The organism is Wolbachia endosymbiont of Armadillidium arcangelii, assembly GCF_040207875.1.
GTDB lineage: Bacteria > Pseudomonadota > Alphaproteobacteria > Rickettsiales > Anaplasmataceae > Wolbachia.
Window position 1 is genome coordinate 1 of record NZ_CP157942.1, and the last position, 26,940, is coordinate 26,940.

At 34.0% G+C, this 26,940-nt stretch carries 19 protein-coding genes, 1 tRNA gene and 3 pseudogenes; 13 read left to right on the forward strand and 10 right to left on the reverse strand.

The window, feature by feature from the left end; all coding sequences use genetic code 11:
• The first annotated feature begins 60 nt into the window (after positions 1-60).
• Entirely contained in the window at positions 61-1,017 is a 957-nt protein-coding gene (hemE, locus tag ABLO99_RS00005) for a uroporphyrinogen decarboxylase (RefSeq protein ID WP_410543685.1), read from the forward strand.
• 737 nt (positions 1,018-1,754) lie between these two features.
• Here hemE and ABLO99_RS00010 read toward each other — a convergent pair.
• Positions 1,755-2,033, reverse strand: a complete 279-nt coding sequence (locus ABLO99_RS00010) for a hypothetical protein (protein WP_349967691.1) — start codon at positions 2,031-2,033, stop codon at positions 1,755-1,757.
• 347 nt (positions 2,034-2,380) lie between these two features.
• Between ABLO99_RS00010 and miaB the strand changes: the two genes are divergently transcribed.
• Complete coding sequence (gene miaB / locus ABLO99_RS00015) at positions 2,381-3,697, forward strand: tRNA (N6-isopentenyl adenosine(37)-C2)-methylthiotransferase MiaB (RefSeq protein ID WP_349967693.1); 1,317 nt, start codon at positions 2,381-2,383, stop codon at positions 3,695-3,697.
• Between the two features lie 66 nt (positions 3,698-3,763).
• Here the strand turns inward: miaB and ABLO99_RS00020 are convergent, their stop codons facing one another.
• Positions 3,764-3,997, reverse strand: a complete 234-nt coding sequence (locus ABLO99_RS00020; RefSeq protein WP_349967695.1) for a hypothetical protein — start codon at positions 3,995-3,997, stop codon at positions 3,764-3,766.
• Between the two features lie 138 nt (positions 3,998-4,135).
• On the opposite strand from ABLO99_RS00020, the gene ileS reads away from it, so the two are divergent.
• The 3 genes from ileS to ABLO99_RS00035 all read left to right on the forward strand — a co-directional run bounded on the left by ileS (position 4,136) and on the right by ABLO99_RS00035 (position 11,632).
• The gene (ileS, locus tag ABLO99_RS00025; protein ID WP_349967696.1) at positions 4,136-7,399 is read left to right on the forward strand and encodes an isoleucine--tRNA ligase; all 3,264 of its coding nucleotides are present in this window, start codon (positions 4,136-4,138) and stop codon (positions 7,397-7,399) included.
• A 41-nt stretch (positions 7,400-7,440) separates the two neighbouring features.
• A complete protein-coding gene (locus ABLO99_RS00030; protein WP_349967698.1) occupies positions 7,441-10,182 on the forward strand; it encodes a hypothetical protein in 2,742 nt (913 codons plus the stop codon).
• Between the two features lie 205 nt (positions 10,183-10,387).
• Positions 10,388-11,632, forward strand: a complete 1,245-nt coding sequence (locus tag ABLO99_RS00035) for a hypothetical protein (RefSeq protein ID WP_349967699.1) — start codon at positions 10,388-10,390, stop codon at positions 11,630-11,632.
• Here ABLO99_RS00035 and pheT read toward each other — a convergent pair.
• A complete protein-coding gene (gene pheT / locus ABLO99_RS00040; protein WP_349967700.1) occupies positions 11,629-13,968 on the reverse strand; it encodes a phenylalanine--tRNA ligase subunit beta in 2,340 nt (779 codons plus the stop codon). The genes ABLO99_RS00035 and pheT overlap by 4 nt on opposite strands.
• 642 nt (positions 13,969-14,610) lie before the next feature.
• On the opposite strand from pheT, the gene ABLO99_RS00045 reads away from it, so the two are divergent.
• Genes ABLO99_RS00045 through ABLO99_RS00070 form a run of 6 tightly spaced genes read left to right on the forward strand, consistent with a single transcriptional unit; the run spans position 14,611 to position 19,154 of the window.
• A complete protein-coding gene (locus ABLO99_RS00045; RefSeq protein WP_047759630.1) occupies positions 14,611-15,336 on the forward strand; it encodes a F0F1 ATP synthase subunit A in 726 nt (241 codons plus the stop codon).
• Between the two features lie 60 nt (positions 15,337-15,396).
• Positions 15,397-15,624, forward strand: a complete 228-nt coding sequence (locus ABLO99_RS00050) for a F0F1 ATP synthase subunit C (protein ID WP_349967702.1) — start codon at positions 15,397-15,399, stop codon at positions 15,622-15,624.
• A gap of 3 nt (positions 15,625-15,627) precedes the next feature.
• A complete protein-coding gene (locus tag ABLO99_RS00055) occupies positions 15,628-16,107 on the forward strand; it encodes a hypothetical protein (protein WP_349967704.1) in 480 nt (159 codons plus the stop codon).
• A 10-nt stretch (positions 16,108-16,117) separates the two neighbouring features.
• Positions 16,118-16,594: a hypothetical protein gene (locus ABLO99_RS00060; RefSeq protein WP_349967706.1), complete on the forward strand. Its 477-nt coding sequence runs from the start codon at positions 16,118-16,120 to the stop codon at positions 16,592-16,594.
• A gap of 5 nt (positions 16,595-16,599) precedes the next feature.
• Positions 16,600-18,183 carry a glycosyltransferase family 2 protein gene (locus ABLO99_RS00065; RefSeq protein WP_047759626.1) on the forward strand — a complete coding sequence of 528 codons (1,584 nt, stop codon included), beginning with the start codon at positions 16,600-16,602 and terminating at the stop codon, positions 18,181-18,183.
• A complete protein-coding gene (locus ABLO99_RS00070) occupies positions 18,165-19,154 on the forward strand; it encodes a COX15/CtaA family protein (protein WP_349967707.1) in 990 nt (329 codons plus the stop codon). The genes ABLO99_RS00065 and ABLO99_RS00070 overlap by 19 nt, the downstream gene beginning before the upstream one ends.
• Here the strand turns inward: ABLO99_RS00070 and ABLO99_RS00075 are convergent.
• On the reverse strand, positions 19,137-21,116 hold the full coding sequence (locus tag ABLO99_RS00075; RefSeq protein ID WP_349967709.1) for an acetyl-CoA carboxylase biotin carboxylase subunit: 1,980 nt from the start codon (positions 21,114-21,116) through the stop codon (positions 19,137-19,139). The genes ABLO99_RS00070 and ABLO99_RS00075 overlap by 18 nt on opposite strands.
• Before the next feature lie 61 nt (positions 21,117-21,177).
• Entirely contained in the window at positions 21,178-21,849 is a 672-nt protein-coding gene (locus ABLO99_RS00080) for an ankyrin repeat domain-containing protein (RefSeq protein WP_349967710.1), read from the reverse strand.
• A gap of 151 nt (positions 21,850-22,000) precedes the next feature.
• Here ABLO99_RS00080 and gltX point away from each other — a divergent pair, with 151 nt between their 5' ends.
• Positions 22,001-23,455, forward strand: coding sequence for a glutamate--tRNA ligase (gene gltX / locus ABLO99_RS00085; protein WP_349967711.1), 1,455 nt, complete (start codon positions 22,001-22,003; stop codon positions 23,453-23,455).
• Positions 23,456-23,720: 265 nt separating this feature from the next.
• Here the strand turns inward: gltX and ABLO99_RS00090 are convergent.
• A pseudogene (locus tag ABLO99_RS00090) lies at positions 23,721-24,198 on the reverse strand (transposase); the annotation flags it as partial.
• Between the two features lie 82 nt (positions 24,199-24,280).
• Here ABLO99_RS00090 and ABLO99_RS00095 point away from each other — a divergent pair.
• A pseudogene (locus ABLO99_RS00095) lies at positions 24,281-25,118 on the forward strand (IS630 family transposase).
• A gap of 55 nt (positions 25,119-25,173) precedes the next feature.
• Here the strand turns inward: ABLO99_RS00095 and ABLO99_RS00100 are convergent.
• From ABLO99_RS00100 to ABLO99_RS00115, 4 genes and pseudogenes are all read right to left on the reverse strand, one after another.
• Positions 25,174-25,612: pseudogene (locus ABLO99_RS00100) on the reverse strand (helix-turn-helix domain-containing protein); the annotation flags it as partial.
• Between the two features lie 102 nt (positions 25,613-25,714).
• Positions 25,715-26,194 carry a hypothetical protein gene (locus ABLO99_RS00105; RefSeq protein ID WP_047759620.1) on the reverse strand — a complete coding sequence of 160 codons (480 nt, stop codon included), beginning with the start codon at positions 26,192-26,194 and terminating at the stop codon, positions 25,715-25,717.
• Positions 26,195-26,282: 88 nt separating this feature from the next.
• Positions 26,283-26,786: a hypothetical protein gene (locus tag ABLO99_RS00110; RefSeq protein ID WP_047759619.1), complete on the reverse strand. Its 504-nt coding sequence runs from the start codon at positions 26,784-26,786 to the stop codon at positions 26,283-26,285.
• Positions 26,787-26,843: 57 nt separating this feature from the next.
• Positions 26,844-26,928 (reverse strand) — tRNA-Leu (locus tag ABLO99_RS00115).
• Between the last annotated feature and the right edge of the window lie 12 nt (positions 26,929-26,940).

The window sequence follows — 26,940 nt, forward strand, 5'->3', positions numbered from 1 at the left end:
TTGGAAAGCACCAAACCAATAATAGTAAGAATTATTGAGCAGAATAAGCCAAATGAGAGAATGCCTATCTGGTTAATGCGCCAGGCTGGTAGGTCTCTTCCTGAGTATCGCAAAGCAGTAGAAAACATGAATAATTTCATTGAGATATGCTATAGCACAGATTTAGTGGTAGAGCTGACACTACAACCTATAACAAGGTTTGACATGGACGCAGCGATAATTTTTTCCGACATTTTAATAATAGCTGACGTTTTGGGTTGTGATGTAAGTTTTATACGTGGTGTAGGCCCAAGAATAAAACCTATAGAAAGTGCTAAAGAGTTAAAAAGTCTGCAAGAAATTGAAGCTAAGATATTACCAATTCTAAATGCCATAAGGAAAGTAAGAAGCCAATTATCAGCAGAAAAGTCCCTCATAGGCTTTGCTGGTGGGCCGTGGACAGTAGCTTCATACATCATAGAGGGTGGTAGTAGCAAAACTTTTTCCAAGGTGCTAAATTTCTGTCCCTTGGACTTAGAGGAAATAATTAAGCAAATAACAGAAGCGACAATTATTTATCTAATCAAACAGATAGAGTTTGGAGCAGATGTTATTCAGTTATTTGATAGTAATGCTGGCGCACTTCCGTGGGAGCTTTTTGAAAGGTATGTCATCAAGCCAACAAAGGAAATTGTTTCGGCAATAAAGAATAAGTTTCCTGATTTTCCTATAATAGGTTTTCCACGCTCTGCTGGAAATCTTTATAAGGATTACTATGAGAAAACAGGTGTATCTGCAGTAAGTATAGATTATAATGTTCAAATAGAATGGGCGAAAGCAAATCTAAAAATTCCTCTGCAAGGAAACCTTAATCCTAGTCTTTTGGCCTACGATAAAGCAGAAGCAATTAAGGAAGCAGAGCGTATACTGGATTGTTTTAGAGATTTACCTTTTATATTTAATCTTGGGCATGGAGTACTTCCTGATACTCCAGTTGAAAATATTGCTACATTAGTGGATCTGGTAAGAAACTACTAAAACCCCTACATGAAAAGCCTTTATTTTGGTGAAACGAAAAAATTACTTTACAAATCTCGCCAATTCCCTTATCATAATATTGAAACTATATTATTTAACTTCCTAATCTGTGCAGATTAAAACGACAAGAAGACTTGTATTTGGCGTATTATTTTTGCACTATGTGCATGCTATGTCTTTATAAAATTTCCGGATTTTTCCCTATACAGGCTGAAATGGGCTGTTTAAGACATTACCCAACGTCAAATTTTAAAATAAAGAGTAGAATAACTAGCTACTGCGGGGGTTCCTTGTCTTTTTCTTCTATTGGTAAATTTCTTAAACATTTGTAACTTAGATTAATTGCGTTTAAAAGCAGCTAAATTGCAGTGTTTAAGACTAAAAAGCGCCGATACTGAAAATTAAACAATGACCGGGGGTTCTTTTGCCTTTTTTACAATTAGTAAATTTATTAATATTTATAGTTAAAGTAATTTAAGAGAGCCAGCGCGTGAGGCACAGCTGTACGAACATTATCTGTAGGATGCCAGTGTCAAGCACTGGAATGACATCATTATAAAGTAAATCAGTGTCTGGGCGCTGGGATGACACCAAAGAGTGCTACTTGCGTGACATCCTATCATGTCATGCCAGTACTTAGACACTGCCATCCAGTTAAGTTTACGAGTATAAAAGTAGAAATGAAAAAGTCTACTTTTTACTTTGGTTTGTAATTATAATTCTGATCGTTAAATTTTTTAAGCTGTGAAAAATTGGCTGCTATATAAGGGCAATGGATTTGTGCTATCATGGTTTGTGTAATCTTCTGAATTCTCACTAAGTGTTGATTTTTGTGAATGAGATGGGAAAGAATCAAGCCAATTCTGCGGATGAGTCACCTGACATCCCAAATAGCAAAAATTCCGTCTGATAGAATCAGAGTGTCTGTTTCTACATTCTTGATAGCAATCTTCCAGTGTACGTAGTATTGATGCCTCATTTTCACTCTGTAAAGATTGATATGTGGTTTTCCACATTTTCTTTATAAAAACCATAGGCGCCAGTTGGTTTTTAGCCTAAGAATAAAGGTCAAATATCTGGAATTCTGGACATAAAATCCCCCTGTATAAAAAAGATAAAAAAAACGCAGCGCATATACGACAGAAATTAAGTATGTGTGTGTGCACCCACTCACATACACTGAATTTTTATTGAGAAATTGACTGAAAAGTCTGCAGACGGAGATAGATTTTTGAGCTCTTAAAATACCTCTACTACTATAGTAAGGAAAGCGAGCAGGTTTGTCAAGCAATCTTTATTGGCTGTTGTACTAGAATCCAGTTTTTCGTATAATTTGCTAGGATTTGTATGAAGAATTTTAAATATGAAAGGCCTATATATTAAAACTTACGGCTGTCAGATGAACGTTTATGACTCCGTTTTAATGGAGAATATAGTTAAGCCTCTAGGGTTCAACGTTGTTAGTGATGCAGAACAAGCTGATTTGGTGATATTGAATACTTGTCATATTAGAGAGAAGGCAGCAGAAAAGCTTTACTCAGAGCTTGGAAGAATTCATTCATCAAGAAAAGAAGTGACTATAGTGGTGGCTGGGTGTGTAGCGCAAGCAGAGGGAGAAGAAGTGTTTAGAAGGGCTCCCTTTGTTGATATTGTTGTTGGTCCGCAGAGTATCGCTACTTTACCGGAGTTGATAGTAAAAGCAAGTAGAAGTAAAGGTCATGTAATAAACACTGATTTTCCTGAAGTTGCAAAGTTTGATAAATTGCCAGATGAGTGCTATGGCAATAGCCAGGGGTCTTCTGCGTTTCTTGCCATACAAGAAGGTTGTGATGAATTTTGTACGTTTTGTGTGGTACCATATACTCGCGGGGCTGAGTATTCACGACCAATAAATGAAATATTTCGTGAAGCATTAAAATTAGTTGCAAACGGAGCAAAAGAAATCAATTTGCTTGGTCAGAACGTCAATGCTTACCATGGAGAATGCGAAGGGGAAGTATGGGATTTAGGCAAGTTAGTTAGTCATATTGCTAAAATTGAAAAGCTAGAGAGGATTCGTTATACAACTTCTCATCCAAGGGATATGCACGAATCTCTCTACTTGGCACATGCGGAAGAGCCAAAACTCATGCCGTTTGTTCACCTGCCTGTGCAGTCAGGTTCGAATAAAATATTGCACGCAATGAACAGAAAGCACACTGCAGAGGAGTATTTGGAAATAATAGACAGATTTCGCAGATTGAAACCTGAAATCGAGTTTTCTTCTGATTTTATTGTTGGGTTTCCTGGAGAAACCGAAAAAGATTTTGAGGAAACTATGAAATTAGTGGAAAAAGTAAAATACGCTCAAGCTTATAGTTTTAAATATAGTCCAAGATCAGGAACACCGGGAGCGGAAAGAAAAGATCAAGTACCAGAAGAGGTTAAAACAGAGCGTCTTCTTCGTTTACAGAAATTAATTAGTGAACAACAACTTGAGTTTAATCAGAGTATGGTAGGAAAAACTATTCCTGTTCTATTCAGCGATAAAAAAGGCAAACATCAAGCTCAAATTATTGGCAAAAGCCCATATATGCAATCAGTGTGCATTGATGATCCTGATGGTAAATATAAAGATAAAATAATAAATGTAAGGGTATTGGAAGCTCGGCAGAATAGTTTATTGGGATGTGCTGCCTAATTAGAAAAAAGTGCTCCTGCGTTCTTGTACAGAAGCATTTTGTGTAGTTTTTTTCAAATTTATAAGCTATCTAGATTTAATACTTAAAGGACTATAACTCTGTGTTGCGCAATCATGTGAGATTTGATATAATAGACTTGCGGGATTTTTTTTCTTTTCCCACTGATAGCGTATTTTCTCAATCTCTCCAGAATTATTGTATTCATAAAAACGCGATTCCCAAATAACGCTGCTTTTACTACTGCTTTTGTTAGCATCATGAAATTTCTGGTAAGGCCAACTGTTATTGTCTTTATTCATCTTCAACCTAAATAAATAAGTCTAGTGAATTAATATGTTGTATAATAATGTCAATACCTACCGATATTTATAGAAACAGAGTTTTTGAATTTGTAATTTTCTGGAAAGCCCTATATTCTTTGACTTTATCCGGTCAAAATGAACATAAAGCATTATCCTGATACAGTAAGTAGTCCTGATTTTTCGTCGTTAGAAAAAGAAATCATAAAATTTTGGCAGGAAAGCAAAATTTTTGAACAATCAGTTGAGAAGCGTTCTAAGGATAATTGTTTTGTCTTTTATGATGGCCCTCCATTTGCAAATGGACTTCCGCATTATGGGCATTTACTCACTGGTTTCATCAAAGACGCATTTGCAAGATATCAAACTATGCTTCAAAAAAGGGTTGAACGTAGATTTGGTTGGGATTGTCACGGATTACCGGCTGAGATGGGTGCAGAGAAAGAACTTGGAATATCGGGCAGGACTGAGATAGAGAAATTTGGCATTGAAAAATTCAATAACCATTGTCGTACTTCTGTAATGAAATTTTCATTAGAATGGGAGAAGTATGTGAATAGGCAAGCAAGGTGGGTAGATTTTCACAACGACTATAAGACCATGGATAAATCATTTATGGAGTCGGTTATGTGGGCGTTTAAGCAGCTTTACGATAAAGGTTTGGTATATGAATCAGTACGTGTTGTTCCATATAGCTGGGCGTGTGAAACCCCTCTCTCCAATTTTGAAACAAGGCTTGATAATGCATACAGAGAAAAAACTAGCAAAGCTGTAACTGTTGCATTTGAGCTTTTAGAAAACCCAAAGCAATTTAAACAAAAATGTAAGTTGCTTGCTTGGACTACAACTCCTTGGACTCTTCCTAGCAATCTGGCATTGGCGATAGGAAAGGACATCAAGTATTGTGCAGTGTCAGTCCACTCTTTTGTGTCAGTCCAGCGCGTGACGCTGGAATCTATTTCTGGATCCCAGTGTCTGGGCACTGGGATGACAGGAAGTAGTGAAGGAAGTTCAATGAATGGTGAAATATACATTTTTGCTGAAAGCTACTTAGAGAAATTTATCAGCCACTCTGAACAAAACAATATTCCATATGAAAACTGCAATATAAAACTTCAAGCGAATGATCTTGCAGGTCTTTCTTATAAACCGCTGTTTGATTACTTTAAGGATACAAAAAATGCGTTCCGCGTTTTCATCGCTGATTACGTTACAGGAGAAGATGGTACCGGCATTGTGCATACTGCTCCTGGATTTGGTGAGGAAGATTTTTACCTTTGTCAAAGCCATGATATTCCAGTTATTTGTCCAATTGATAACAGTGGAAAATTTACTGCTGAAGTTTCAGATTTGGCAGGGGTTCATGTTTTTGATACCAATGATACAGTAATAAAAAAATTAAAAGAGCAAGGGAATTGGTTTAAAACTGAGCAATATATTCACAATTATCCACACTGCTGGAGAACTGACACTCCTTTGATCTATCGCACTATGCCTTCTTGGTATGTTGCTGTTACAAAATTCAAAAGCAGAATGGTAGAGCTAAATAAGAGAGTTAATTGGATACCAAACCACATTAGAGATGGTCAATTTGGAAAATGGCTTGAAGGGGCACACGACTGGTCAATTTCACGCAATCGATTCTGGGGTACGCCAATCCCTGTATGGAAATCAGATGATGCGAGATATCCAAGAGTAGATGTATATGGTTCAATAGAAGAACTGGAGAGAGATTTTAATGTTAAAATAGACGACTTGCACAGACCATTTATCGATACTTTAACAAGACCAAATCCTGATGACCCAATAGGAAAATCAGTTATGCGCCGTGTACCTGACGTGTTTGACTGCTGGTTTGAATCTGGCTCGATGCCATTTGCGCAAATCCACTATCCGTTTGAAAATAAAGAGTGGTTTGAATCTGCGGATTTTATCACTGAATACATAGCGCAAACCAGGGGGTGGTTTTATACGCTCTTTGTATTGTCCACTGCTTTGTTTGATAGGGAACCATTTAAGAACTGCATATGCCACGGTGTTGTTTTGGATGTAAAAGGGCAAAAATTGTCCAAACGTTTGAATAACTATGCAGATCCAATGGAGGTTTTTGATAGATACGGTTCTGATGCACTGCGTTTTCTTATGCTTTCTGGATCTATTGTTTGTGGTGGTAATTTGCTACTCGATAAAGAAGGAAACTCAATACGAGATGTTCTGAAAAACGTAATAAAACCTATTTGGAACAGTTATCACTTTTTTACTATGTATGCAAATGCAGATGGAATTAAAGCTGAAGTTTGTAAGGATTATCAAAGTACTATTGATCGCTACATGATTTTCAAATGTTTTGAAGCTGTAGCAAGTATCCAAGCTTCTATGAATAACTATAACTCTCAAGAGGCTTGCAAAATTCTGATAGATTTTTTTGAAGTGCTAAATAATTGGTATATTCGTCGCAGCCGCGAGCGTTTTTGGAAAAGTGATTTGGATCAGGATAAAACTGATGCTTATAATGTTCTATATACGGTTTTTTATTACATACTAAGAGCTGCAGCTCCTTTGTTGCCACTTATAACAGAGAATATATGGCAAGGGCTTAAGTATGAAGAAACATCTGTTCATTTAGCTGATTTTCCACAATTAGAGAAGTTTGATAGTCAGCTCATTGCCAAGATGGATTTGGTAAGAGAAATATGCAATGCTGCACTCTCTATTAGAAACACGTTTAACATACGTATCAGACAGCCACTTGGTAGTATGATTATTTATCATCAGTTTTCCTGTGATTCTCTTAAAGATGAATATCAAGAGATGATAAGAGATGAGGTAAATGTAAAAAAATTAGAATTAGTAAACAGACTTGAAGATATTGCATCATTAGAGCTAAAACTAAATTTCCCACTACTTGGCAAGAAGATTCCAGACAAAATCAAGAAACTAGTTCAATACGTTAAGGAAGGGAAGTGGAAGCAAGTTGAAAACGAACAGATATTTCTGGGAGATGAAACAGAGAACTATATTATAGAAAAAGGTGAATATGAACTATTGTTAAAAGCAAACAGTGAATATTCTTCTGTATTTGATAACAATAAAGGAATTGTTATTCTGAGCACTGAGCTCAATGATGAACTAATTCTAGAAGGGCTCGCGAGAAATATTGTGAGGCTTATTCAAGAAACTAGAAAACAAGCTGATTTCCACATATCAGATAGAATCAGAGTAATAATCAAAGCAGAAGATGAGAAAGTTAAAGAGGCAATAAATAGGTGGGGTGAGTATATAAAAGAGCAGACTCTTTCTTTATCTTTAGAGGTTAATATAGAAATCGGAACTGATTTCTATTCTAAAGGATACCAAGATTTGACAGTTGGTATTAAGTTAATAAAGTTGCAAAGTTATTGATATTTATGCTATACTTAGGTTACTTGAGGTGAGATTATGATATGAATAAGGCTGTTGCAGATAATTATGAAGAAGTTGTTAACAATAGTGATGGTTTAGGTAAAGTACAATCTATTTCCAATGTTGCTATGGAAGAGGAAGAAGAGTTTTTTGATGCTATGGAAGCTGTTTCTAGTGTAGAAGAAGAGAGTGATTTAGGCCTTGTTGCTTCAGAAGAGGAGGAAGAATTTTTTGATGCTGTGGAAGAACAAGAGCCGTTAGCTAATTTTAACGTTCCACTCAGTATATTTCATTATAAAGATTATAACTCTGATTTTTTTACTTCCTGGTATAATATATCAAGCGAAATATTTAAGGAAATAAATATAACTTGTCCAGAAAAGAAAATATTAAATTTAGCTCTGTCAGTTTTAATGCTTCCTTATATTGCTTTTACTGCACTGGGATTAGTCGTATGCAGTAGATTTCAAGCAAACAGCAAGACACAAGACAGTGTAGGGGAAGATAAGACAAAAAAGAGTGAAACTGGCGTGCCAAAAAGATTGGCATATGGCGCTCTTGCTGCAATAGCAATCTTTGTTAATGTAACTGTGCTTGTAGCCTTAATTGTTCCTGTAACAGTTGCTTTGGCTACTTTCTATCTTTTAAATAGAGAGCTATCTCATTCTTTAGTTACTGTGCTTAAAATAAGTATGGGGCTGTACTCTAATAAGCACCAAAATATCGAGATATCTTTTCATGAAAAGGAAGTTTCTAGTACAAGCATTGCATGTGATATGGAAATAAAATTTCCACCACAATTTAAACAATTACTTAGAGATTTATGTGAAGATGAAAATAATAAGTGGTTTAGTGTGACACAGGATGCAGAGCGTAATATCGTACTGAAATTGTCAACTAACATCGATTTAAAAAATGGTCTTAAGCCCTTACGTAATGAAATCAAGGATGTCCTTGCAACTTCTATTCAAGAATTTGCGAAGACTATGGAAGAACTGATAAAGCTAGAAAAGAAAGAGATTACATATGATAAATTGAAGGAATTATTGAACGAATTCAAGTCGAAAGTGGTAGATAGTATAGGTCCTAATTTGACAAGTCACTTAATACAAAGTGCTTATCAAGTTGCCTTTATACAAGCAATTAAGTTTCAGCGAGATAGACGGAAAGAAGATTTTTCACTGGAAGATGAGATAAAAAATTCTTTAGTGAGACAGGAATTAGAGAGTCAAGGTAAGGAATTACCAGGTGAGAAAGAAGTGATAATAAGAGATCTGAAAAAAGCAGGAGCAAAAGTACCGGATGTTTTAGATGATAGTGAGCTTCCTGTATTTAAAGCAGAATGGGAACGACTTAAAGAGGAAGCGAAAATAGCTAAGAAGACAATCATTGATGTTTATAAGGATATAGATCCTGGAAAAACAGAGGAAGCTCTAAATGATGCTAAAAAAATAATTGAAGATTTAAAAAAACAAGGACAAGAAAAGTATACTAGAATACATGAAAAATTGAAAGCAATATATGATGAAGGAAAAAATAACTTAACAAACGATGATTTAAAAAGGAAATTAGAAAGTCTTTTTAAGTTCGAGTATAATGATCAAGAAGTTGAGCGAAGGCTAGTAAAATCAGCAATGAAAAAAGCCAAAAGTGAGTTAGGCCTATTAGGCATGCTAAGCTTAATAGACCAGTTTCGAGATTTAGAAGAGGAGATAAAAGGTCCTTTTAGTGAGAAAGGTTTAAAAGAAGTTTCAGATAAAGTAAATGCTTTTATAGCAAAGATATATTTAGAAATAACGAAATGTAAAATACAAAATTTATTCAAAGGCCAAGCAAAGGGTATAGAGAATTCGTGTAAGCTATTAAAAAGGGAGGCACCAGATCTAGTAAAAAGGATTAATGCGCATCGAGCAGAAATTGCAAAATGCTTGGAACAACCTGCACTGTTGAGAGAAATAATAGAAGGAAATGAGGATTTAAATAAGTACTTAGAAGATGAGCAAAAGAGAAGAGGAGAAAAGCATCCAAATACAAAATTAATAGAGAAGCACTTGAAAGATAACCAAAAAATTCTAAAAGCACTAGAACAATTAGAATTAGAGAAAAAAGAATTATTGATAAATGAAGAAACAAAAAATAATTATAGAGAAGAGTTAGAATCTCGTGAAAAAATAAAATTTGCAACAATAGAGAATAATTTACTAAAGGCATTCGAGCATGAGACTTTTAGTGAAGAAGCAGTTAAAAAGTTATTAGAGAAAGCGGAACTTGAGTACTATTTGGCAGAAAGATGCATCAAACATCCTGTAATTAAAACAAAAGATAATATCAAACATTTTTGTCAAGATTTATTGTCTCCTTTGATAAACAGGTTGGTGGAAAATATAGTAAATAATGTACCAAAAAGCGATAAGAGTTCATGGCTGCAACCTATAAAAGCTGTTCAGACAGGTTATGGATATATTAAAACAGGCCTTATCGTTGCAATATATGGGGATGAGAGTATAGAAGGAAAAGCGTTAGATGTAGCACACAACTCTTATAAGGAAGGAGAAACGTTTCTTCAACATTTTGAATCAAATTATGAGGAAATCGGAGCTTTTTTAGGTAATGTATTTTCTGATGATGGAGAAACATTTAAAAATGATATGTGGCCTAAAGTAGAAGAGCATTTGCGTGGAACGTGGGATAGATTTTTTAAGGATATTGAATTTAAGATTGGAAATAGATTAGATGAAGTAAACGTGACACAGCCAATTAAGAAGAAAGCTAAGCTAATTTGATATAAAGATTACCCACTTTACCTCTACCTTCTTTAATCGCGCTAAGGCATTTATGCTGGTAAATAAACCTTTAAAATAAGAGTAATAATCAAAGCAAAGGATAAAAAAATGATGAAGTGAATACATAAAAGAGCAGACTCTCTCCTTATCTTTAGAAATTATTAGTACTTATAGCATATAAAGCATATTTTAAATCAGGTATAATATGATAAGTGCTACTATAAATTCTGAAACTAATAGTAGTAGTGTAGGTAGGGAAGAGTGTGTTGCTGTTACAACTTCTGAAACTAACTTAGATGGCAATAATAGTGGTTTAGGTGAAGAAAAGTGTGCTGCTGTTTCTTATAGTTCAAAGAAAGGGGAAGAATTTTCTTCTGGTTTTAACATTCCGCTGAATATATTTCATTATAAGGATTATGACTCTGATTTTTTTACTTCTTGGTACAATAAATCAAGTAAAATATTTAAGGAGATAAGTCGAACTAGTCTAGAAAAACGAGTGTTGAATGTAGCTCTAGCATTTTTAATGCTTCCTTATGTAGCTTTAACTGCATTAGGGTTAGTCCTATATAGCAGATATAAAATAAATGATAAAACGCAGATCAGTGTGGAGGAAAATAAAAAAAAAGAAAATAAATTAACAGCAAAAAGATTGGCATATGGTATTCTTGCTTCAGTAGTGATTTTTGCTACATTTGTAATCTTACTTATTCCTGCAACAATTGCTTTAGCTATTTTTTATCTTTTAAATAGAGGACTAGTTCATTCTTTAATTGCTGCTTTTAAAGAGGGCAGTGAGTCATATCAGAATCAACATCCAAATATTGAAGTATCTTTTCATGGAACAGAGGTTAATAAATCAGACATTATGCTGGATGTCGAAATTAAATTTCCGCCACAGTTTGCACAATTACGTGAAGATTTATATAAAAATGGTGGTAGGATTAATGTTGGACAGGATCCAGAGCATAATACCATATTGAAATCATCAGTAAAAATTCATTTAGGAGGTGTTCTTAAACCTTTGCGTAGTGAAATAACAAATGTGCTTAAAATTTCTGTTCAAGGGTTCACAAAAATTATGGAAGAATTGATGAATCTAGAAAAAGCAGGTATTACGTATAATAAGCTGAAGGAATTGTTGAACGGATTCAGACTAAAAGTGGTAAATAGTGTCGATTCTAAACTGATAAGTTGCTTAATACCAGGAGAAGTGTTTATTCAACCTTTCAAGGAAATAATAGACGTAGTAGAGAAATTACCTGCTTCCATAAAATCCTCTATTCTACTTCCTGATGGAGAAAAAATATTTAAAGATTTAATATGGCCTCATATAAGAGATAATTTATATGAAGTCTTTTCTGAGAATATTGAATTGACGTTAGTTAGAAGTGAATTAGATGAAGTAAGTGTGACACAGCAACGACCGGAAATTATGATTATGGCTTAATGATGAGTTCTCAAAGTTCCTTCGGTATTTTCACACACTAAATTGACTATCATATTTGATTCTTTTTGGATTTCCTCTTCAGTTAAAGTGTGAGTTGGAGAGCAGAAAGTAACTGACAATGCTATGGATATCTTGTTCATTCCCATGGTATTTCCGTGGTATACGTCGAATATCAAAACTTCTGTGATAAGCTCTGAGCTTTTTTTCACCATATTGACTATACTACCTGCTGTTATGTCTTTATTCACAATAAACGCAAAATCGCGCTTTACACTTTGATATTTATAATCGATAAATTTTTTTCTACTTACAGGTAAATTTTCAATATTTTCTAGTATTACCTCAAAACCTACAACTTTTTGTTTGATGTTAAAGAAATCTAGTATACTTGGATGAAGTTCCCCAAAATAACCAACTATTTTACTTTTGAAAGAAAAGGTACCTGACTTTCCTGGGTGGTAATATTCTTTTTCTGCCCTCTCTATCGTTAAGCTATCACAATTGATGTTAAGAAATTCCAAAGCCGTTATGAGGTCAGCCTTTGCGTCAAAAACATCTACTTTCCTATCAGTATTATAATGGTTTCGCGGTAAATTATTTCCTGTTCTTATTCCACTTAAGACATGTTTAGACTGAGCTTCATCATCATAAATCGGCCCAATTTCGAAGATTGCAAGATCAGATACTCCATGGGCAATATTATCAGCAGTGACTTGCAATAAATTTGGCATAATACTTGGTCTCATCATATTAAAGTTATTGTTAAACGGATTATCGATGATAAATAACTTATTCGAGTAACCAAATTTTTCAGCTGTTGATTCACTCATAAACGACCAGGTTAGCACTTCATGAAACCCTCTGTTTGTCATCAAAATACGCAAATTGTCGTATGTACTATCTACTTCTTCAACATTATTTGGTAGTGATTCTTCTTTTATTTTGTCATAGCCGTATATCCTTGTTACTTCTTCAATTAGGTCAGCAGGTATAGTTACGTCCGGTCTCCAGCTTGGCACTTGTACATCCCAATTGCCTTCGGTTTTTTTATCAATACTAAACCCTAGTTTCGTTAAGATATCGAACACTTTATCAGGCGATACAGACACACTTCCTAATTTGTTTGCATTCTGATAATCAAAGCTCACCTTGGTGTCAGCCCTATCTAAGCTGCCAGCAGACACTACGCTTGAGGTTTCTCCACCACATAAGTCCAAGATCATTTTAGCTGCAAGATTAAGTCCCTCAAGGGTAAATCCATAATCAACTGAACGTGCAAATCTGTAACTAGCTTCTGTGGAAATGCCAAATTGCCTTGAAGATTTAGTGATAGAGATGGGGTCAAACCAAGCAGACTCTAAAAAGATATCAGTAGTTTCAAAAGTGCATTCACTGTACTTACCACCTATAATTCCAGCAATTCCATGAACATTTTTATCATCAGAAATAACACTTATGTCTTTATTTAATGAGCACTCTTTATCATTTAAACCAACAAATTTTTCTCCCTTAGTTGCTTTGCGTACTACGAGCTCTCCTTCTATTTTTTTTGCATCATATGCGTGCATTGGGCGCCCGAAAGATATCATAATGTAATTAGTAATATCAACTATTGCAGAAATGGAGCGCATTCCTATCGATTCCAATTTATCTTTTAGCCACTTTGGGCTTTCTTGATTTTTTACATTGGCGATGTATATTCCACTAATAAAGCTCTCTGCGTCGGTGACTTTGACGTTTATTGGTGAATCCATAGAGCAGGCAAGTTGTGGAACGTTTAAAGCCTTTAACGTTCCAATTTCAGTTGCTGCTAAATCTCGAGCTATTCCATAGACTCCTAAGCAATCTCCACGATTGGGAGTAACATTTATATCAATTACAGGATCGCAATTGAAAAATTTATCTCCTGTTTTATAATCATCAGAAAGCTCGATTATTCCTTCACTTTCCTCTTGAGTCAGAGCAAGTTCAGAAGCAGAACAGAGCATTCCTTCACTTAGCACTCCTCGTATTTTTGCAGGCTTAATTGTGAAATCGCTTTCTGGTAATGTGCTACCAAGAGATGCAAGTACAGTTTTCATATTTTCTCTAACATTCTGTGCTCCACAGACTATCTGCAGAATTTTACTTCCATTGTCTACTTTACATAGTTTTAATTTATTAGCATTTTGGTGAGGTGCAACTTCTAGTACTTCTGCAACAACAAACCCGGCCAATTTGGAATTATCGACCACATTTTCTACTTCCAGCCCTATATGGGTTAACTTATCAGTGATTTCTTCTAAATTGGCATTGGTTTCTAAGTGCTCTAATAACCAAGATAATGTGAACTTCATCTATTTAATAAGAAATAAAAAAGTTATTGTAATGTAAAATATAATGATTTTAAAGTTTGTTGTAGTGGAATACTTCTACATCATAAACAATGATGCAGAAGCTTTTGTAACTTTATATCTTCTTCTGAAGAGAATTGATCTTCTTTATATCACCTTTTAAATCTATCTCCATAAAGAATTTAAGATTCATATTGTGGTTATCTGCATAGGCATCATAAATGTAACCATCAATAGTTTTAAGTTTCCTATCATATTATGGCTTTCATCTAGTATTTAGCTTCCTATTTGATAATGGCCAGTATATTCGTTAAAGGAGCCATCTGTTAGTTTAATGTATCCACTACCAAATTCCTGCTCTAAATTTAAAGGATGATTAGTGTTAATAAAATCTATTTCGTTAATAATAATACCTCACTAAAAATTAAATTATAATTAAAATAAGATGTTAAGTCAAGATATTGAACAATTTAATAAGGTTGGTAAATTTTAAAACACAGAGCTGATTGTAATTAACACTCTAATTACATATTTTGTTAATATGCTAATGCTATAATGACATAGAGCTTTCTATCTTAATTCTTGACTTTATCCTATAAAATTTATACTTTATTTACTGTTACAGTTTAAGTACATAAGATCAAAATGGCGTTAAATCCGCTAGAACAATTTAAAGTATATACAATAATAGAGTTACCAAAACTATTTGGGTATGACATAAACTTTACTAACTCATCTCTTTTTATGATGATTTCGGTAATGTTGACAATGCTCTTTTTGCTTCTCGGAGTAAGAAAAGGGGCAGTAATACCAGGATATTTACAAGCTGCAGTTGAATATGTATATGATTTTGTTGTTTCAATAATAGAAAATAATACTGGAAGCAAAGGTTTGCAGCACATTCCTTTGATATTTACAGTATTTATTTTCATTTTATCATGTAATTTAGTTGGTATTCTTCCTTATAGCTTTACGGTTACAAGTCATGTGATAGTCACTTTTGCTTTGTCGATGGTAGTTTTTATTTATATAACGATTATTGGATTTAAGGAAAGGGGAGTAGAGTTTTTACGCATATTGCTACCAAAAGGAACTCCTGCGTGGCTTGCACCTATAATCATTATTATTAAGTTATTTGCTTATTTAGTAAGACCGGTTAGCCTATCAGTAAGGCTTGCAGCAAATATGATTGCTGGTCATACGATCATCAAAGTGATAGCGGGATTTATTGTGAATATGAACGTACTTTTCACTCCTGCACCTTTTTTGTTTATAATTGCACTAATAGGGTTTGAAGTATTCGTTGCAGTTTTACAAGCTTATATATTTACTATATTAATATGCGTATATTTGTCAGATGCAGTAAAGTAATTGACTTACCTGCAGGATATTTTATAATTAATAATGTAAAGGAATAGTTAAAGGTAATATATGGATTTAGTAGCTTTAAAATTTATAGCAATTGGTTTATCTGTATTTGGAATGCTTGGTGCTGGTTTAGGTATAGCTAATATCTTCTCTGCTATGTTAAAAGGGATTGCGAGAAACCCTGAATCGGAAGGTAAAATGAAAGGTTACGTTTATATTGGTGCTGCCATGGTTGAAATCATGGGATTGCTTGCGTTTGTACTTGCAATGTTATTAATATTTGCTGCTTAACAGATGCCACAGCTTGATGTTTCAACTTTCTCTTCTCAAATTTTTTGGTTTTTAATTTTTTTTTCTTCACTTTTTTCCATAGTGAATTACTTATTTTTACCAAAGTTGGAAAAAGTAATAAGCACTAGAAGTAAAGAAGTATTGAATTCTTTTAGTAATTCTGTTCACCTTTTGCAACTTGTAGAAAATCAAGTTGTAAAATATAATGCAGCTTTAAATCAAGCCAGAGTACAGGCAAAAAAAATCGTAGATGATGCACTTGCTCAGGTAGAAGAAATGAGATCTAATGTTAAGAATATATTAGAAGAGGAAGATAAAAAAGTAAGCAAATTTGTTGAAGAAAGAGTAGAAAGATTTAAATCTGAATGCATTAATGAATTAAAACAGATGGCTACTAATATTGCTTTGATTTACTATACTAAGTTAACTGATTTTGAGGTTGAAGAGGAGTTTGTTGCTAGCTTGGTATCTGAAGAGTTTTAGGAGTTTTTTTATGTCTACATCAATGATTATCGGTCTTGCCTTCTTGGCAGGTCTTGTCTTTGCATATAGATTGCTAAAGAAAGTGATAAAAAATGCACTTAACAATAAGCGTAATAAAAGCAAATTTTCAAGTGAAGAAACTGAAAAATTCAGAAAAGATATGTTGGAGTATTACGAAAAATCTTCTAGAAAATACAAAAAATTAGATGCAGAAGTTAACAAAATGATGAATGAAGCATTCGATAAGGCTAATAGTATCATTAAGCACAATAAACAGCAGCTCGATCAGACATTAGATGACAATGCCCATTCTAACTTGAAGAAAGTCACTGACCAAGTTGAAAAAGCTCTTGGAGATTTACAAGCTAACACAGCAAGTATAGCTGCTGATGCTGTAAAGAAAATAATGCATGAACGTAAAGATGATAAGCGTAGTAGTGAGGTCATATCTTCGTTTTCACGTGACTTAAGTAAAAAATTGCATTAAGTTTAATGCCTATACTTCAGATTAGTGAAAAAATCAGGCTCGATTTTAGTTTATGCAAAGAACAAGAAAAACTCTTTTATTATAAATTTAATATAATTCCTTGGCAAAAATTAAATAGTACTACTTTTTTTATAGTTGAGGATGCAAGTCAAGATATCAATAATTGGATCAAGGCTCACTACGGTGATGACTACGTATTAATAAAAGCGAACAGTGAACAGATTTTAAATCTTCTTAACTCGCACTTTGGTATTTCAGAATTTGCAGGCAATTACTTATATTATAAGAACCCTAATTTTTCAGCTAAAAGTATTAGGCTCAGTTCAATATTTTTTTCCTCTTTCTTTGTTATGATTTCGACTTTAACACTGAAAGAGAAATATGCATATTTTGCTTTGATGCTGATATTCATAGTTGGATGTTCTAGTTCTTTATTTAAATTCGTAACTAAAATTTTTGGCTTACGTAAAATTTCTAGCCAAAAAGTGGATTATAGCAAGCTAAATGAACCTGTATATACTATTTTATTGCCTGCTTTTAAAGAGAATGCGATTATAGAGCAATTGATTGAGAGCATTGAAAGTTTGGATTATCCAAAATCAAAATTAGATGTAAAGCTTCTGATAGAGAGTGATGACCAAGAAATGTTGGAAGCGATAGAAAAATGCACTTTACCGCAGTATTTTGAAGTAATAAAAGTGCCTCATTTTTTACCTAGAACAAAAGCTAAGTCATGCAATTATGCTATGAGCTTTGCTAGAGGAAAGTATGCAGTAATATATGATGCAGATGATAGGCCAGATCCGTTGCAGTTAAAAAAAGCACTAGTTGAATTTAATAAGGGTGACGAAAAGTTAGCCTGTGTACAGGCGAAATTAAATTACTATAATTATGATTGTAATTTTCTCACAAAATCCTTTTCTCTAGAATATATGAATTGGTTTCAATATTTATTGCCTGGATTTCAAAAAATGAACATGCCAATGCCTTTGGGTGGCAGCAGCAACCATTTTTCAATAGAAATTTTAAAGAAAGTGCTTTTTTGGGATGCTTACAATGTAACTGAAGATGCTGACATCGGTTTAAGACTTGCACAAATGGGATATAAAACCAGGATTATTGATTCAGAAACATTGGAAGAATCACCAACTACTGTGTTTGCTTGGATCAAGCAAAGAGCACGCTGGATCAAAGGTTATATGCAAACTTACATTGTTCATTTAAAAAATATAAAATTACTTTTTAAGCACACTGGGCTCAAGGGAATTTTGCTATTAAACCTTTTTGTTGGTTCCTCAGCCTTTATATTTTTCACTACTCCTTTTTTGTTACTTTCATTGATACTAACTCAAGTTTTAAGTGGATTATTTTTATATTATTTTATAGTAGTATACGTTATTAACTTGATTTTTTTGATAGTAGCTATAAAACAGCAAAAAATGCCTTTTTATTTTTATATAGTATCAATATTTTTTCCCGTCTATAATCTGCTACATAGCGTTGCAGCTTTTTTTGCCTTGTGGGAATTTGTTATTCACCCTCAGCAATGGAACAAAACTCAGCATGGCTTATGGAAGCAAAACCTGTAGCTATTTGGCTTTTTCTCTGCTCTGTAATGGTGATTCTCATGGTGGGAATTGGTGGATTTACCAGACTTTCAAAAGCAGGATTGTCAATCACGGAATGGAAACCTATTACCGGAACATTACCACCACTGAGTGAACAAGATTGGCTAAAAGAAAAATCAAAATATGAAGCTACACCTGAATACAAAGCATTTAACTACGGTATGAGTATGGAAGAGTTCCGCACCATATACTTAATAGAATATATACATAGATTGATTGCAAGGCTGACAGGTTTAGTTTTTATCTTACCATTTATATACTTTACATTAAAAAAAAGAATACCTAAAAAGATAGTAATAAGGCTATCTATAGCACTATTATTTGGAATTTTACAAGCTTTTGCTGGTTGGTATATGGTAAAAAGCGGTTTGGTAGCCAAACCTCATGTTAGTCACTATAAGCTTGCACTTCACTTGCTGCTTGCATTGGTTATTTTTGCATTATTGTCGTATCAATTTTTTGATTACCAAATCAAACCAAGACAAACTAAACTTAAGGTTAATACATGTTACATATGGATAATTTTGATCATAGTTGCAGTACAAATAATCTTCGGTGCATTTGTTGCAGGGCTAAATGCTGGTTTAATTTACAATACCTTTCCACTAATGGATGGACAAATTATTCCAGAAGATTTATTTTACTTACAGCCTGCTTGGCTAAATATTTTTGAAAACAGAGCAACGGTGCAATTTGTGCATAGAGTACTGGCATTGCTGATATTAGTTCTGACAGTAGTATTTACAATAAAAAATGCCAATGTAAAACCAGCATATATTATGCTGCTCTCCGTCATCATTCAGGTAATTTTAGGAGTAGTCACTTTGTTGCTGCATATACCAATATCAATTGCTATAGCCCATCAAATGTTTTCGTTTATCTTATTTGGATCAGGTTTATACTGCTTGTGTTATTTAAGAAAGCAGATCTAATACCAAATCACCAGCATATACATTTTTTCCCTCTGTAACAGGGATATTTTTTATCACCATTTCTGATTCAGCACATATGATATTTTCCATTTTCATTGCCTCTACAACAAATAGAGGTTGTCCTACCTCTACCTGATCTCCAGCATTGACGTGTAATTTAACCAATAAACCGGATATTGGAGATTTTACAACGTCTACTGAAATCCCTTCTGTTTTGTTGTTTAGCATTAATTTGCTTAGTTCAGCTACATGAGGTTTCAATACAGAACATTCAGCTTTCATACCTGCATGCCTTATGAAATATTTGCTGTCTTGTCTTTCTATTTTAAGTGCTATATTGGTATCATCATTAATTGTGATATATAGTAATCTGTAACTTGGTTTCCACTTACCCAACACGGAGTATTTATTGTGGTTATATACTGTTGTTAATGTGTTATCTTGATATTTTGCATTTACGGAGTACTCATTATCGTCTATTTTCACTATGAATGCTTCATCTATTGACTTACTGTAATACTTTCCCTCATTTTCTAAATGAACATACAGTGCAGCAAAAATAAATATTTTAATATATTCCTCTGTAATAAAATCGTCTTGAAACCCACTGGGATAATGGTCTGGAATGAATCTTGTGTGGAGTTTTGCTGCAATAAAGTTTGGATGATGGAAGATGGATTCTAGAAATTCTATATTATTTGTTACTCCTTTTATATAGCATTCAGACAATGCTTTTTGCATTCTACTGATCGCTTCTATTCTATCTTTTCCATATGTTATAACTTTTGCAATCATCGAATCGTAGAACATGCTGATTTCTGAACCTGCAGCAACTCCATCATCTATTCTTACATAATCATTTTCATCCGGTTTATCGTAATATTTTATTCTTCCGCTGGAAGGGAAAAATTTCTTTGATGGGTCTTCAGCACAAATTCTACTTTCTATTGCAGAACCAGTAAGTTTAATGTCATTCTGACCAAACCTTAGTTTTTTTCCACAGGAAGTTCTAATCATTTCTTCTACTATGTCTATTCCAGTTATAAATTCTGTTACTGGATGCTCAACTTGTAATCTCGTATTTACCTCAAGAAAATAGAAGTTTTGGTCTTTATCAACAACAAACTCAACAGTACCTGCTGAAAAATAGCCAACTTGTTTTGCAAGGGAGACACATTGAGCATACATTTTTTGTCTTACTTCTTCACTAATGAATGGACTTGGCGTTTCTTCCATTATTTTCTGGTTATTCCTTTGTATCGAGCATTCTCTCTCTCCAAGACACACTATATTGCCATATTTATCCGCTATGATTTGTATTTCAATATGTCTTGGTAACTCTATATATTTCTCTATAAAGATACTGCCATCTTTAAAACTTTTCTCTGCTTCATTTGTTGCTGATGTGAATGCTAGTTCAATTTCTTTTTTGGAATTTACAATTCGCATTCCTTTGCCACCACCACCTGATGCAGCTTTAAGCATAACCGGAAAGCCAATTTCTTCAGCAACTTGAGCTGCGTGGGCAGCGTCGCTAATCTTACCCATATATCCTGGCACTACATTCACTCCAGCTTTTTTTGCCGCTTCTTTTGCTGTTATTTTGTTAGCTGTAACTTCTATTGTTTCTGCACTGGGACCGATGAAGTCTATATTATGTTTTTGAAGAGCACGTGGAAAATCTGGATTTTCTGCTAAAAACCCATAGCCAGGATGAACCGCCTCGGCACCTGTTTCAACTGCTACTTCGCATATTTTTTCGATATTTAAGTAACTAAGATAAGCAGGCGAAGGGCCAATGTGCCTTGACTCATCTGCTTGCTTTACATGCACAGAATTTGCATCTGCATCTGAGTACACAGACACACAAGATATGCCCATCTTGTGCGCAGTTTTGATTATCCTGCAGGTAATCTCCCCTCTGTTCGCTACTAAAATCTTACTATACTTCTTTCTTATCATCTTATCAGTATACTTTCTTAAGTTAAGAAAGTAAATTTCTATATTACTACCTGCAAATACTTCACACTGGGGCTAAACCACTATCTAAAAGTTGCATAACATCAGGATCTGTCACTATAGTACTTTCGTTATAGAGGCCATATACTTCATTACATGCCTTAAATAACAGATATGAAGATCCTCCAGAAGCTATTGTTGCTATTGAAGCCAACGCAAGAGACTGAGAAACTGAAAATAGAAGATACAAAGATACACACATAGCGGTAGCACACACTATAGCTCCTACTATATATAAGCATATATGAAACTTCTTATTACATATAAAGCCACATTTTATATCTGCAATTTGCTTAACTTCCTTCTGCTCTGCAGGATCCAAGAAGTAAAGAGGTGATACTGCCTTATTATTCTTAATATAGCTTTTATCGAGGAGTGCTTCCTTAATATATTTCTTATTGTTCTCAAGTTCCTTTTTTAAGCTTTTTACTTTCTCCCGATCTTTAGCTTCTTTTGCTTTCTTGACTCTGCTCTCAGTATCTTCTTCTAAATACTCTATAATCTCTTTTAACGCAGGTAACAGAATTCCTTTACTTGCTGCTATATGAAATGGGTTTCCATTTTCATTAATTCTATGCTTAGCTACACAAGCAACTCCTTTCTTGCAAGCTTCAATAAATTTATTTTCACCCTCTTTTGTTACAACTCCTCTTGCAATTTTAAATAAATTATCCATATATACACCTCACTGCATTCACTAATATTAAATTATACAATGTAGTTTGTTAAAAATAAATGTAAATTGATCTTTTAAATTTACTATAGTTCCGCGTTGTTGCAAGTGCAAATTTTAGTTATCATCGGTTACGTTATCACAATAGACAAATATGCCAGGTATAGTCACTAGATTCGCTCCATCACCAACAGGATTTTTACATATTGGAGGAGCTCGCACAGCTTTATTTAATTGGCTCTATGCGCAGCGTCATGGTGGCCAGTTTTTACTAAGGATTGAGGATACCGACAGAAAACGTTCAACACAGGAAGCAATTGATGCAATAATAGATGGGTTAAAATGGCTTGGAATAAACTATGATGGGGAAATAATATATCAATCAAAAAAAATAGAGCAGCACATTGAGGTTGCAAATCTTTTAGTTGAAAAGGGTAGGGCGTATCATTGTTACTGCCCTGAAGATGAAATTGCAGAAAAGAAGGCAAAAGCAAGGGAAGAAGGAAAAATATATAAGCATAAGTGTACTCATTCGACATCAAATGCAGAGCCTGTTGTTCGCTTCAAAGTGCCAGACTCAGAAGATATTGTTGTTGACGATAAAATATACGGCCAAGTTACAATAAGTAGCGACCAGCTTGATGACATAGTAATCTTGCGCTCTGACAATACTCCAACATATATTTTTGCTGTAGTGGTTGATGACCATGATGCCGGAATAACCGATATTATACGTGGCTCTGATCATCTCACTAATACCTTCAAACAATTACTAATATACCAGGCTCTTGATTTTGATGTTCCACGCTTTGCACACGTACCGCTTATTCATGGAGAAGACGGGAATAAGCTATCCAAAAGACATGGTGATACAAGTGTTTGCGATTATGAAAAGATGGGAATATTGCCAGAAGCAATGCGTAACTACCTGCTTAGACTTGGTTGGAGTCATGGTAATGATGAAATTATTAGCGATGATCAAGCAATAGAGTGGTTTAATTTGGAAAATATCGGTCGTTCACCTGCACGGCTTGATTTTAAAAAACTGGAACATTTGAATAACCATTATATTAACAATATGAGCAATGAAGATATTTTAAGTATTATTGTTCCAATGTTCGAGAGTAATGCAAAAGATCTTTCTTTAACCCAGTCCTTGATGTCATTCCAGCACGTGACCAGAAAGACAAAACCAGTGTCAGCTACTTGGATGACAGGTGGTAATGTGTTTTTGACTGATAAGAAAAAGAATTATTTATTACAGGGACTAACAGAGCTAAAGAAAAGAGCAAACTATCTAACCGAACTGCTGGATTTAGCAAAGTTTTATATTCAAGTTGATTTGAGTGAAGAAGCTCAGCAAATTGTCAAATCTAACCTAGATATAATTAAGTTACTTGCATCATTTCTTTCGAGTATAGGTGATGAAGATTGGAATAAGAATTTTTTATCTGCTCAGATCAAGGAATTTTCGAAATTACATAATATGAAAATGAGCGATATATACCACTCATTACGTGCACCTATAACAGGGGTAATGGATGCGCCTGGAATCATTGATATTATGATAATTCTCGGCAAAGACGAATGTATAAAAAGGTTGCAGTAGGGTCAGAGTAAAAAGACATTTGGGTTCAGTTTTAGCTGAAATAAATTGTGCGCAAGAACTTCCCATTAAATGTTATTTAATTCACTGACATCGTTATGCCTACTTTTGAACTCGCTTTATAAGATTTTCCTTCCATTTATCCTCCCTCTAACTAGCTATGCAGTAAAGCCATTGCATTACTCCTTACCTTCTTCTTATATCTTTTGATTTACAGCAAGTCTTCTGTTATTCTGGCACACACATGTAATACTTATACCAATTCTCATTATGAGGAGGACAAATAGGAGACATAGCAGAGTTGTTTAATTGTAGAGTGGGCAAGGGAAGCAACAAATTTACACAAAGTAAACTCAAGGAGAGTAATTGTATCGTATATTTTATTACGCAAAATGTTCTGTTTTATATATAACCAAAGTCTTGCAACTGCAGGCGAGTATGGTGATAGGTACATAATCTCAATATTTTTAGGCACCTTTAAATTTTTTGACTTATGCCAACTAGCACAATCCATAACTAAAAAAGCCTCTCTTGTTCCTAAATATTGGGACATCTGCTTAAGAAATACATTCAGTGTTGACATTCGGTGCAAATAAGCTAGAGTTCTCTCCATTTTTAGGATTAACTGCACTGTAGAGATAAAAATTTTGTCTACCTAATTTTATTTTAACCTTTGTCCTGATGCCCTTTTTAAACCAACCACGTCCGACTTTCGAATGTGTGCCAAACCGCGATTCATCAAAGAAAAACAGCTCTTTTCTAAGATATAGCTCTTTTCATAATAGTGCAAACGAGGTAAAATAAGATTTTATAGTAGTGAAGGTAAGTATGCCAGCAGCATATAGTTATGATTTAAGAAAAAAAGCAATGGAATCACTAGAAGAAGGATAAAGCAGAGAAGCAGTGGCAGCAAGATTTAAAATTGGAAGAACTACGTTATGGGAGTGGCAGCAAAGAAAAAAAGAAACAGGAGATTTTCAGTCAAAAAAACTTGGAAATGGAGGTTATAATCACAAAATTACTGACTGGAATAAATTTACTGAATTTGCTAAAAAATATGGTGGAAAAACTCTATCGGAAATGGCTAAGCTTTGGAGCAATGTTAGTATCCCAACGATTCATCGAGCTCTTAAAAAAATTGGACTCACACGCAAAAAAAGACATATGGATACAAAGAAAGGGACGAAGAAAAACGCGCTGAATTTTTGAAAATTATAGCAACAAAAGAACCTCAAAACTTAGTTTATATAGATGAGTCTGGCATTGATAACACCGAGGACTACCCTTATGGATATTGCCAGAAGGGACAGAGGTTTTATGCTCTAAAATCTGGTAAAAAAATTCAACGAATCAGTATGATTGCAGCCTTAAACGGCAGAAAAATAGTTGTTCCGTTAACATTTGAAGGCCACTGTAATATGTTAATAAATGGTTTGAGCAGTTTTTGACACCGATCTGGACAAACTTTGATAATGCTACTTTTCATAAGTCTAATAAGATTACTGAATTTGCTAAAGGAGTTGGCGCAGAAATTTTATATCTACCGCCTTATTCTCCCGATTTTAACAAAATTGAGCATCATTGGTTTGCTATAAAAAACAGAGCTAGGAAAAACATCCCTCTATTCACATCTTTTCGTCATGCTGTTGATTCCGCTTTTCTATAAGCTTTTCGGACTATTATGAAAAGAGCTATACTTGCCAGTAACTTCATTGAGATTTTTTTTTGAATTCCTCTTGTTTTCTTTTATCTTGTACATTGTGTTGGTGTAATATATGAAAATTTCATATATTACGGTGCACTGTAGACTTACTGACATTCAGACCAAATTTTTTCTGAATCTTTATTCTCATTTCTTTAATAGTAATATTAGGATTTTCTTCTATCCATACTTCAACTTGCTCAAGTTGGCTATGATTCAATCTAGTTTTTTTACAGCATTGAGCAGGAGCAAATAGTTTTTCTTCTCTTCCAAATTTTAAGTCATGAAGTTACTGCGTTTCTTGAAATGCAGCATATCTTTGCTACAGCCGTTATGCTATGCTTTTTTGCTAGCAATTACAGCATTTAGTTTTTTTATGCATTGTTTCTTACTTTTTTCAGCATTTTTCTTGCCGATTCCACCACTTGTTCATCTAATAGTTTTGATCTTAATCCTATTTTACCCCGCTATTTTACTTGTTTCAGTATGGACTTTTTTTTCTCTTTATTGTCTATCCGCTCTCTCCTTAATGGGCATTGGTATTAGTACCCCATATTAGTTTAAAATTTTCTAACTTTCATTACTTTTTGTAAACTGTTTCTAGTTTTGAGTATGAATGTTAATTCTTTTTTGTCTGAAGACAAAATTATCTTATCCATTTCATAGAGGCCATTTATAAGACATTCACATTCGCTACTCACTTCCGTCATCTCTTCCATTATTGAAATTTTCAGATTGAGCATTATGTATCTGTATACAGTTCCATACTCTGTTTCTAATGTGTTCTTCAATACCAAACTGTTTTCATTGTGTTCAACTACTGTATACGAGTCATCTGTAGATTTTTGATCATTCTCATCAAGCATAGACACTATATACCTTGCGTCTTTCTCAAAAAAGCTTAAGTATTCATCAGGAAAACTCAGTTCATTATGCTCAGTTATGTATGTACTATAATCTGCGTAATTAAGCTCAGCTGAACTAATATTTTCCTCAGAAAACTCTGAATAGTCGTTGGAAAAGTTTATAAAATCTATCATAATGCTACCATATTATATTAATAATCTATTAATATAATAACCAATATTGTTATATAAATCAAGTAAGTTAATTTATTAATAATGATAATCAAGCTCCAACTATTGCAGATTGAACGTTAGAATGATCGCTAGCTTTGAAATTATTATTTTCATCTATTTGCGGCTGATTAATCATAGTTCGAACAAGATTGGTTGCCATAAAGATATAGCCTAGAATAAAAAAAGCAATAGAAATAAGAGGAATAATAGGAGATTCGAGAGGCAATATAAATGTAATTCCTCCTATTAAAAATGAAATGCTAGGTGCGATATCAAGACAGATCTTCGTTAATTTCTTTTGCCGAGGAGTATCGGGTTGCTTATTAAGATCGTGCCGCCTAAAATGATCAGTTAATGACCATATATTTAAGGCAAGCGAAAGTGCACTTAGTATGGTGCTGGCAATACTAAAATATAGACTTAAGACAGAAATGTTCAAAGCTAATGCTGCTATGTACCCAATCAAAGAAGCAGTAGATAGTGCAGTAACTAAGCGTTTTAAATGAGTTCGTATTTTCTTTCTGTAAACAAGCTTCTTTTCCTTACAATTCATAAACTTAAGTGTAGTAAATATGTTATAGCATTAATTAACTCAAGAATCAGTATAGAGTGCCCGAGAGAAGACTTGAACTTCCACAACTTGAAAAGTTACTAGCACCTGAAGCTAGCGCGTCTACCAATTCCGCCACCCGGGCAGGCTTTGTTGC